The following is a 9,475-nucleotide window of genomic DNA, read 5'->3' on the forward strand; positions in this document are numbered from 1 at the left end:
ATTCTTTGTTAAATTTGTAACAACAATTAAAAGGCTTTCAACTTAATGAATCGAACAATTAAGCAATTTAACACAGATGCTGATGAATTATTTAAAAATAAGCTTTTGTTTTGGTCTACCGCTTTTGATGAGATTGTTTGGTTAGATAGCAATGATTATGAGCAGACTCACAGTAGTTATGATGCTGTTTTGGCGCTGGATGCGTTTACTTCCCTTAAAACAGATTACTACAGTGCTTTCGACGACCTCAAAGAATATCAATCTACGATAAAAGACTGGATCTTCGGTTATCTTACTTACGATCTAAAAAATGATGTTGAAAACCTGACTTCCAAAAATTTTGACGGCTTGCAGTTTCCGGATCTGTATTTCTTTCAGCCAAAAAAAATAATTCTTTTAAAGAAGGACCAAATCGAATTTCATTATATAGGAATGGTCGATGATGAAATTGACAGTGATTTTGAGGAAATATCAAACACAAATGTGGAAGTCGAGACTGATGATAATACTGAAAACGACATAAAAATAAAACTTCGCATCCATAAAGACGCCTATTTTGAAAAGGTGAATACCATGTTGAACCATATTCATCGCGGCGATATCTACGAAGCCAATTTTTGTCAGGAGTTTTATGCAGAAAACGTGGAGCTCGATACGATAAGAACCTTCAAAAACCTCAATTCTATTTCCAAACCTCCATTTGCCACTTTCTTGAAACACGATGATAAGTATTTGCTTTCGGCTTCGCCGGAACGCTTTTTAAGGAAAGAAGGAAACGAGATCATCTCCCAACCCATCAAGGGAACAGCCAAAAGGGCAGCTACCGAAGCAGAAGATAAAAAACTGATCACACAATTGGAAAACGATCCCAAGGAAAGGTCAGAAAATGTAATGATTGTCGATTTGGTACGGAACGACCTTTCCAGAATCGCCCTAAAAGGCAGTGTAGAGGTAGAGGAGTTGTGCAAAATTTACACCTTTCTACAAGTGCATCAAATGATCTCGACCGTAAGGGCAGAAGTAGTGCCGGAGGCCAACCCGGTAGATATTATTAAAGCGGCTTTTCCTATGGGGAGCATGACGGGGGCGCCAAAAATATCGGCCATGAAAATCATTGAAAAACTAGAAGAAACCAAACGCGGACTCTACAGCGGGGCGGTGGGATATTTTGATCCTGAAGGCAATTTTGACTTCAATGTGATTATTAGAAGTATTTTATACAATTATAATAAAAGATATGTATCTTTCTCCGTCGGAAGTGCTATTACCGCTAAATCAGTACCTGAAAATGAGTACGAAGAATGCCTTGTGAAAGCGAAGGCTATGCGGGAGGTACTTGAAAAATAATAACCTAAAATGAAGAAATTATTATTCTTGTTGCTTTTGGTAGCAAGCTGTGGCGTAAAAAAGCAAAACAACAATCCCGTATTTTCGGGTTGGTATGCCGATCCCGAAGGCATTGTTTTTGACGATCAGTATTGGATATTCCCTACCTATTCCGCTCCCTATGACGAACAAGTGTTCCTGGATGCTTTTTCATCACCAGATCTGGTTAACTGGACTAAACACGAACGAATTATTGATACAGCCGAAGTAAAATGGGCAAAGCGTGCGATGTGGGCGCCGTCGATTATTGAAAAGGACGATAAATATTACCTTTTCTTTGGAGCAAACGATATCCAGAGTGATGAGGAATTGGGTGGTATTGGTGTAGCTGTATCCGACACTCCCGGAGGTCCTTACAAAGATTTGCTTGGGAAACCGCTGATTGATAAATTTCACAACAGAGCGCAACCCATCGACCAATTTGTGTTTCACGACCAGGACGGACAGTATTATTTGATCTACGGTGGATGGAAACACTGCAACATTGCCAAATTGAACGATGATTTTACCGGTTTTGTGCCCTATGAAGACGGTACGATTTTTAAGGAAATCACCCCGAAAGGCTATGTAGAAGGACCGTTTATGTTCATCAGGGACGGAAAATATTACTTTATGTGGTCTGAAGGCGGCTGGACAGGCCCCGATTACAGTGTGGCCTATGCCATTGCAGATTCGCCTATGGGACCATTTAAAAGGATCGACAAAATATTACAGCAAGATCCGGAGATTGCCACAGGTGCCGGACACCATTCCGTAATAAAAGTCCCGAATGAAGACACGTATTATATTGTGTATCACAGAAGACCATTAACAGAAACCGACGGAAATTCCCGTGAAACCTGTATCGATATCATGGAATTTGACGAAAACGGACATATCCTCCCGGTAAAAATCACCAACGAAGGGGTAGAGGCGCATGATTTGGGAGAGTAATGAACTTATCATTAAAACTGATGATAAAGAAAATTTAACAGAACTAAAAAATATAACTAAAATAACAGAAAATTAAAGAAATGAACCAAAGATATATCGACTATGCCAACTATAATATTTGGGCAAATAACAGATTAATAAATAATTTATTGGAGCAAGATGACGAACTTTTAAACAAGGAATTAGTTGGAAGTTTTCCAACAATTCGTGCCACGGTTTCACATATTTGGTTTGCAGAAACAGGTTGGCTCTTTCGTCTACAAGGAGAGGGATGGAAAACATCAAGCGTTACAAACTTTACCGGAACCAATAAAGAACTATTTAAAGAATGGCAAGCGACTTCTGAGCGATTCAAAAAATTTGTAGAAAAAGTTGATTTGAAAAAAGAAATTCAATTTGAACATAAAGGAGAAAATTTTTCAATTCCATCACGAGAAATAGTTCAGACAGTTTTTAATCACGGAAGTTATCACCGCGGACAGGTGGTAATGATGATGCGACAATTGGGAGTTTCAAAAATATCACAAACAGATTATATTGAATGGGCTCGAGAAAAAGAAAGAGGTAATATCTAGAATCATAAAAAACTAGGATAATTACACAAAGTAATGGCATCCACCCTAAAAGCAGAGGAAAAATATGAAAGATTTAAAACCAAAAACAGTTGATGAATATATAAATGCAGCTCCGGAAGAATCCCGAAAAATTATGCAAGAGCTCAAAAAAATAATAGAATCCACTATACCAAATGCGGAAGGAGGAATAAGTTGGAATGTTCCTATTTATAAATACAATGGAATCCTAGCCGGATTTGATGTAGCCAAGAAGCATGTAAGTTTTGGTATTGACTCATTAAAAGATGAGGATCGAAGAATACTCGAAGAAAAAGGATATAAAACCGGAAAGAAAACAATTCAGATTAGATTTGAACAGAATGTACCGGCAGTAGAAATAAAACGGTTGATTATGGAACAAGCTAAACTGAACGAAGTTTAATTAAAAATCCTTCAAATGATAAAAATCACAGTAACACCTGATTGTGGAAATGCACCAAAAAGGGAATTTTTAAAAGAGATAAATATTGCCTTTGCAAAAGGAAATTCGGATTTTATAATCGAGAGTGTAACAGACAAAATTGTTTGGGAAATTATTGGTGATAAAATAATTGAAGGGAAAGAAAAGTTTACGGATGAATTGGAAAAGATGAAAGCTGAAAAAGCATCCGAATTGATACTCGAACGGGTTTTAACCCATGGAAGAGAAGGGGCTGTAAGCGGAATTATGAAAATGGCGAACGGGGAAAAATATGCGTTTTCAGATTTTTATGAGTTTAGCGGAGCGAAAGGGGCAAAAGTCAAAACCATTATTTCATATGTGATCAGAATTTAAGACTGCGGAAAAAGCAATTACCAATGACCATGAGAAAAACTTTACTACTCATTTCATCAATACTTATAGCTACGGCTTGTAATGAAAACTCTAAAAAAGAAAAGTCAGAAAAAATATCGCAAAGGACATCAACGCAAACCATTGACGTAAAAAAAGAAACCCAAAAACTATTTGATAGCTATGCTCCCGAAATTGAGAAATCCAATGGATATGTAATTGACAACAGTAAACTTCTAATCGGGGATTTGAATGACGACGGACATGAGGATGCTTTGGTTTTTTTCGTTTTGACCCCGGTGGGAGGAGGAAATATGATTATGGGAACCCAAATGGCTGTTTATCTGAATAGAGGTGATAAAATGGAAGTCGTGGCAGGTTACGATCCCCAAAAAATATTCAAACCGATTGAAATAATGAATAATGAGATTCACTTGATTGAATATGAATATGCCAATGAAGATGCCCCAAACAGACCGTCAATTGAAAATCATAAGTGTTTGATTTTAAACGGAAATAAACTTATGGAATCTGGCTTATGAATAAAACAAACATTAAAAAAAATATTGAATTTTTACCGACAAATGGAATACTGGTTTTTTGATGTCAATTTTTTCTATTTTTATAAATATACTTCCTTGAGTTTATAAACAAGTTATGGCAAGCCAAGAAATAAAAGCATTTGTAGCGTATTTAGAAATTGAATTTAAAAACAACGCCAATCCCAATATAGCTTCTGAACAAAAGAGCTATATGAAAAATCAGTTTGAGTTTTATGGAATAAAGGCACCAGAAAGAAGAAAAATCCAAAAACCTTTTTTTGCAAACGAATATTTGCCACCAAAAGAAAATTCAGCTAAGATTATAAAGTTGCTATGGGATAAACCACAGCGGGAATATCAGTACTTTGCACAAGAATTTGCATTTAAATATTTAAAAGAACTTGAAAATAAAGATATTGAGCTATTTGAGTTTTTGGTACTCCATAAATCGTGGTGGGATACGGTAGATTTTATTGCAGTCAATTTAATCGGATATTATTTCAAGAAATTTCCTGAACAAAGAACTACATATGTCCGTAAATGGATTGAATCGGAAAACATTTGGTTACAAAGATCTGCGTTGCTATTTCAATTAAAATACAAAGAGAAGTTAGACACGGAAATACTAAAGTTTACCATTGAATCTTTGTTGGGATCAAAAGAATTTTTCATAAACAAAGCCATTGGTTGGATATTGAGGGAGTACGGTAAAACGAATCCACAATGGGTACAAGAATATGTAAATGAGTTACCACTAGCAAATTTAAGTAAAAGGGAAGCGCTAAAAATCTTGAATAAGAGAAGCTCTCATAACTGACTTTACAGAGCTGTGGTCAAACCGGACAGCTATATTGTAAATTGTGCATCTAATAAAAAATGGGCAATTCCGAAGAAAAATTTATTCCAACTGATTTTTACGCAGAATTTAAAGAATAAAACTTGCCTCAGATAGTGTGAGCGTGGCACTTGTGCCCCTCGTTTTTTAGGATATTGAGAAAAGAGAGTCGTTTGGTGAAAGTTGTTGCGACAGCACACTTTCCTCAGTCGTAGCTCTAATTTTATAACTTCCAACACACGTACAGCCCATTTTTTTCCAATTTTCCACATTGATTTATATTCTTTTTAAAATTTATTGTTTTTCAATAAATAATTATTGATATTTACTATATAATTAAATTTGAATCAAAATGAAAGCCAAACAAATTTTAAAACTCCTTAAAGTGGTAACATGGATTGTTTTTATAGCGTTGTGCATAAAAACAGGAGCTATGATTATTTCTTTTTTTATAAGTCTATTTGTTCATCCGGAAGTAGCTAGCAATTTGTATTCGGGAACAGACTTGTCTGAAATTTACGATTATGGAAAATGGTATTATATCGCTATGGCATCATTGGTTATAGTACTGTCAGGGTTGAAATCCTATTTGTTTTACTGGGTGATCAAAATGTTTTCAAAGATCAATTTAGCGAAACCGTTTAACCAAAATGTAGCCAATTTGATTACAAAAATCAGTTATGTGGCCTTTGAAATAGGGATATTGGGCATAATTTCAAATGGCTATGCTAAAGGGTTGATGAAGAAAGGCCTTCATTTTTCATACGATGGTAATGGTGCCGAATTTTTGTTCTTGGCGGGAATCGTATATGTTATTGCCCAGATTTTCAATAGAGGATTGGAAATTCAATCAGAAAATGAATTAACGGTTTGAGATATGGCTATAATTGTGAATTTAGATGTGATGATGGCCAAAAGAAAGATGTCATTAAATGAACTCTCCGAAAAAGTCGATATTACACTGTCCAACTTATCCATACTTAAAACGGGAAAAGCAAAAGCTGTTCGTTTTAGCACATTGGAAGCTATTTGCAAAGCATTGGATTGTCAACCCGGAGACCTGTTGGAATTTAAGAATGAAACCAGTCAACACTAGTCAGGGAGGTGCAACGTACAGAATGAATTCCATGTCTCTCCAATCACCAAAACCATAGAGCAGTTGACAAGCAGAAAAATTCCATTTACAAAAAATAACGGCCAAGAAATAGCATTTTTCATTACAAATTCCGATTTTTAACTATTGAACTCATTTTAAATGAGTCTATTATAAACGATCCCAAATCAGTGATATGGAACACCAAGGTTTCGACTTTTTTTATCGCAATACAAAGCTGTTTGGCCAACATTGGCGTGAGGAAAACCCCAAGGCGGTCGTGGTTCTCGTCCATGGAATGGGGGAACACAGTGGACGTTATACCGGTTCGTTGATTCCCGAGCTGGTCTACGCAGGTTATGCCGTGATCAGTTTTGATCATTTCGGCCACGGTCATACAGAAGGAAAACGTGGACATTGTCCAAGCTATAATGCGGTTTTGAAAACCGTTGAGATGGTTTTTGAGGAAAAAGAGGAAGTATATGGCGACCTGCCTACATTTTTGTACGGACACAGTATGGGAGGTAATGTAGTGTTGAACTATGCCATGCGTTATGATCCCAATATTAAAGGTATTATTGCTACGAGTCCGCTATTGCGTATGGCCTTCGATCCGCCAAAATGGAAAATGACATTGGGAAAATTCTTTTATCGAACCTTACCTTTTATCACCTTGCCAAGTGGTGTGGAACCAAAATACATTTCCAGGAACGAAAAAGAAATCATTAAATACAAAGAAGACCCCTTAGTACACAACAGGATAAGTCCGAATTATGTTTTTCCTTTTATAAAATGGGGGGAATGGGTGATAAGCAACCCTAAGGAACTTAAACATCCGTTGTTGTTGCTCCACGGAACTGGCGATTATATCACCAGTCATTGGGCAAGCAAAGCTTTCGGAAAACAATCAGATTTGATCGATGTGAAACTCTACAAAGGCGGGTATCACGAATTACACAACGATCTTGATAAAAAAGATGTATTTGAAACCGTGACCAATTGGATGGATGATCAACTTTCTGAGTCAAAGGTTAGTGAGCAGTAGGCAGTCTTTTTTAAAAATCAAATCCCAAGCCCCAAATCCCAATTTGTGAAAATAATCTGGAGGGTTCTGAAACCCCAAACCATTGGTGAAAAAACAGACGTTTGGTGTCTAAACAATAAGTTTGTGTATTCAAACACCCCTTTCTCCGCCCTTGGCGGATTCATTCCCCTCCCTGCCTTTGCCTGCAGGCAGGTTCGTCTGAAGAGGGGAGCTATTGACTTCCGACTTCCACCCCCAAACTTTTATACATCGGGGTTTTAAACTCATTTTGCAGCCAATTGGAGAAAGTTTAAATGAGTTCTGTAACTTTGTGTTTTAAACCGAAACAACCCATGCAAATAAACCTTGTAAGCGATACAACGACCAAGCCTACTAAAGAAATGTTGAAAGTGATGATGAATGCTGAGGTAGGTGATGATGTTTTTAAAACCGACCCGAGCGTAAACGCATTGGAAGAAAAAGTAGCCAAAATGTTTGGCAAGGAAGCAGCTTTGTTCTTCCCCAGTGGTACTATGGCCAATCAGACGGCGATTAAAGTGCATACCCAGCCTGGCGAACAACTAATAGCTGATAAAGATGCTCATTTTTTTAATTATGAAGGCGGAGGTGTGAGTTTTAACAGTGGAGTTTCGTGTAAGCTTTTGGACGGGAATAATGGGAGATTTACAGCCGATGAGGTGATGAGGGCGATCAATCCACCTGATTTTTACCACAGTCCGCTGACTTCTTTAGTATGTATTGAAAACACAACCAATAGAGGAGGAGGGACTTGTTGGGATTTTAACGATATTGTGAAGATACGCAAGGTATGCGATGAAAATTCCTTAGGTTTCCATTTGGACGGTGCACGTTTATGGAATGCCCTGGTGGCCAAAAATGAAACCCCGGAACAATATGGAAGGGTGTTTGATACGATTTCTGTTTGTTTAAGTAAAGGACTCGGTTGTCCGGTAGGTTCTGTATTGATTGGCAGTAAAGCGTTTATTGAAAAAGCCTTGCGCGTACGCAAAGTTTTGGGCGGCGGGATGCGTCAGGTCGGTTATTTGGCGGCTGCAGGTATCTATGCCTTGGATTACCATATAGATCGCTTGAAAGAAGATCATAAAAAAGCAAAGGAAATCGCCGATGTGTTAGCGAAGGTTGCGTATATAAAAGACATCGACCCCGTAGAAACCAATATTTTGATTTTTTATTTGAATGAAGATGTGGATATTGCTGAATTTATGAATGCGCTTCACAAAGAGGGTATACACATCATTAATATGGGGCAAGGAAAATTGCGTATCGTAACCCATTTGGATTACAATGATGCCATGCATAAAAAGGTGCTGAAGATTTTAAGATCACTTCAAGTGAAGAAAAGGGCATAACCTGATTTTCAAATTCCAATCATCAAGCACCAAATCCCAATTTGTGAAAATAATCTGGCCCCTCCCTTTATCTGAAGGGAGGTGGATTCAGTTTTGCAATAGCAGAACTGAATACGGAGGGTTTTGAAATCCCAAACCATAGGAAAGAACAAAAGGTTTGGTGTTTAAACCAAGAGCTTTGGTTTGTCAAAAAACATACTCCTGACTCCTGTCTTCAATCAACCGTCAAATCCTTGATAACAGCTTTGGCAGCATTGTTTTTTACTGAATTGATCCCGTTTTGCATACCAGCTTCAGAACTGTACATCTGACTACTGCCCACTACTTGTCCGTTTCCTGATTTCAAATTGAAATAGAATTTCCCGTTGGAAGCCGTTTTTCTTTCATATCTACTGGAATCTTGAGCGTTGTCAATAACAGATTGTACCCCGTTTTGTGCACTACTTTTAGCTTCGTATGCCTGACTAGCTAAAATAATCTGACCGTTTTCAGCTTTTAGATGAAAATAAAATTTATCGTTTTTATCACTTGTAAATATTTCGAACATAGAGGAAATGGTTTCTCTGAATCGTTAATAAACAGAATTAATTGAGTTTGTATCTAAAGGTATAAACTTTTTACGATTATTTAATGCTCTAGAATTTGATAATTAACAAAGTAATACTTAATTTTATGTTAAAATTACCCCATTTATCACCGAGACTGATACCTCCTTATCTTAATTATTAACAAATTTTAATAGAAACATTATGAAAAGAATTACGGTATTATTTTTCTTGGTATCGGTCTGTGGTGTTTATGGCCAAGACCTTCCGGAAAACCCAGAGCCGGGAAAATGTTATGTACGTTGTACAACCCCCGATGTCTATGTCAATGAAGACGTAC

At 37.1% G+C, this 9,475-nt stretch carries 12 protein-coding genes and 1 pseudogene; 12 read left to right on the top strand and 1 reads right to left on the bottom strand.

Features of this window, described 5'->3' with window-relative positions:
- Nucleotides 1-45 precede the first annotated feature (45 nt).
- The 11 genes from pabB (at nucleotide 46) to OOZ15_RS02190 (ending at nucleotide 8,590) form a co-directional block, all read left to right on the top strand.
- On the top strand, nucleotides 46-1,347 hold the full coding sequence (gene pabB / locus OOZ15_RS02140; RefSeq protein WP_265954061.1) for an aminodeoxychorismate synthase component I: 1,302 nt from the start codon (nucleotides 46-48) through the stop codon (nucleotides 1,345-1,347).
- Between the two features lie 9 nt (nucleotides 1,348-1,356).
- A complete protein-coding gene (locus tag OOZ15_RS02145; RefSeq protein ID WP_265954062.1) occupies nucleotides 1,357-2,319 on the top strand; it encodes a glycoside hydrolase family 43 protein in 963 nt (320 codons plus the stop codon).
- An 80-nt stretch (nucleotides 2,320-2,399) separates the two neighbouring features.
- Entirely contained in the window at nucleotides 2,400-2,894 is a 495-nt protein-coding gene (locus tag OOZ15_RS02150; RefSeq protein WP_265954063.1) for a DinB family protein, read from the top strand.
- A gap of 64 nt (nucleotides 2,895-2,958) precedes the next feature.
- The gene (locus OOZ15_RS02155; protein ID WP_265954064.1) at nucleotides 2,959-3,315 is read left to right on the top strand and encodes an iron chaperone; all 357 of its coding nucleotides are present in this window, start codon (nucleotides 2,959-2,961) and stop codon (nucleotides 3,313-3,315) included.
- 15 nt (nucleotides 3,316-3,330) lie between these two features.
- Complete coding sequence (locus tag OOZ15_RS02160) at nucleotides 3,331-3,708, top strand: nuclear transport factor 2-like protein (protein ID WP_265954065.1); 378 nt, start codon at nucleotides 3,331-3,333, stop codon at nucleotides 3,706-3,708.
- 23 nt (nucleotides 3,709-3,731) lie between these two features.
- Nucleotides 3,732-4,247, top strand: coding sequence for a hypothetical protein (locus OOZ15_RS02165; RefSeq protein WP_265954066.1), 516 nt, complete (start codon nucleotides 3,732-3,734; stop codon nucleotides 4,245-4,247).
- Between the two features lie 115 nt (nucleotides 4,248-4,362).
- A complete protein-coding gene (locus tag OOZ15_RS02170) occupies nucleotides 4,363-5,064 on the top strand; it encodes a DNA alkylation repair protein (RefSeq protein WP_265954067.1) in 702 nt (233 codons plus the stop codon).
- 370 nt (nucleotides 5,065-5,434) lie between these two features.
- Entirely contained in the window at nucleotides 5,435-5,956 is a 522-nt protein-coding gene (locus OOZ15_RS02175; protein WP_265954068.1) for a DUF2975 domain-containing protein, read from the top strand.
- 3 nt (nucleotides 5,957-5,959) lie between these two features.
- Nucleotides 5,960-6,178: a helix-turn-helix domain-containing protein gene (locus OOZ15_RS02180; RefSeq protein ID WP_265954069.1), complete on the top strand. Its 219-nt coding sequence runs from the start codon at nucleotides 5,960-5,962 to the stop codon at nucleotides 6,176-6,178.
- A 193-nt stretch (nucleotides 6,179-6,371) separates the two neighbouring features.
- Nucleotides 6,372-7,220, top strand: a complete 849-nt coding sequence (locus tag OOZ15_RS02185; RefSeq protein WP_265954070.1) for an alpha/beta hydrolase — start codon at nucleotides 6,372-6,374, stop codon at nucleotides 7,218-7,220.
- Between the two features lie 332 nt (nucleotides 7,221-7,552).
- Nucleotides 7,553-8,590, top strand: a complete 1,038-nt coding sequence (locus OOZ15_RS02190) for a threonine aldolase family protein (protein WP_265954071.1) — start codon at nucleotides 7,553-7,555, stop codon at nucleotides 8,588-8,590.
- 214 nt (nucleotides 8,591-8,804) lie between these two features.
- Here the strand turns inward: OOZ15_RS02190 and OOZ15_RS02195 are convergent, their stop codons facing one another.
- Nucleotides 8,805-9,137 (bottom strand): YegP family protein, encoded by a 333-nt coding sequence (locus OOZ15_RS02195; protein WP_265954072.1) that lies wholly within the window; start codon nucleotides 9,135-9,137, stop codon nucleotides 8,805-8,807.
- Between the two features lie 202 nt (nucleotides 9,138-9,339).
- Here OOZ15_RS02195 and OOZ15_RS20230 point away from each other — a divergent pair.
- Nucleotides 9,340-9,475, top strand: a pseudogene (locus tag OOZ15_RS20230) (OmpA family protein); the annotation flags it as partial.

Source organism: Galbibacter kalidii, from assembly GCF_026241135.1.
In the GTDB taxonomy this organism is placed as follows: domain Bacteria; phylum Bacteroidota; class Bacteroidia; order Flavobacteriales; family Flavobacteriaceae; genus Galbibacter.

What these genes read in the sequence shown, in the direction of transcription:
- OOZ15_RS02175 (WP_265954068.1), top strand. Translation starts at nt 5,435, where the DNA reads ATGAAAGCCAAACAAATTTTAAAACTCCTTAAAGTGGTAACATGGATT.
- OOZ15_RS02165 (WP_265954066.1), top strand. Translation starts at nt 3,732, where the DNA reads ATGACCATGAGAAAAACTTTACTACTCATTTCATCAATACTTATAGCT.
- OOZ15_RS02160 (WP_265954065.1), top strand. Translation starts at nt 3,331, where the DNA reads ATGATAAAAATCACAGTAACACCTGATTGTGGAAATGCACCAAAAAGG.
- OOZ15_RS02185 (WP_265954070.1), top strand. Translation starts at nt 6,372, where the DNA reads ATGGAACACCAAGGTTTCGACTTTTTTTATCGCAATACAAAGCTGTTT.
- OOZ15_RS02170 (WP_265954067.1), top strand. Translation starts at nt 4,363, where the DNA reads ATGGCAAGCCAAGAAATAAAAGCATTTGTAGCGTATTTAGAAATTGAA.
- OOZ15_RS02180 (WP_265954069.1), top strand. Translation starts at nt 5,960, where the DNA reads ATGGCTATAATTGTGAATTTAGATGTGATGATGGCCAAAAGAAAGATG.
- OOZ15_RS02150 (WP_265954063.1), top strand. Translation starts at nt 2,400, where the DNA reads ATGAACCAAAGATATATCGACTATGCCAACTATAATATTTGGGCAAAT.
- OOZ15_RS02195 (WP_265954072.1), bottom strand. Translation starts at nt 9,137, where the DNA reads ATGTTCGAAATATTTACAAGTGATAAAAACGATAAATTTTATTTTCAT.
- OOZ15_RS02155 (WP_265954064.1), top strand. Translation starts at nt 2,959, where the DNA reads ATGAAAGATTTAAAACCAAAAACAGTTGATGAATATATAAATGCAGCT.
- OOZ15_RS02190 (WP_265954071.1), top strand. Translation starts at nt 7,553, where the DNA reads ATGCAAATAAACCTTGTAAGCGATACAACGACCAAGCCTACTAAAGAA.
- pabB (WP_265954061.1), top strand. Translation starts at nt 46, where the DNA reads ATGAATCGAACAATTAAGCAATTTAACACAGATGCTGATGAATTATTT.
- OOZ15_RS02145 (WP_265954062.1), top strand. Translation starts at nt 1,357, where the DNA reads ATGAAGAAATTATTATTCTTGTTGCTTTTGGTAGCAAGCTGTGGCGTA.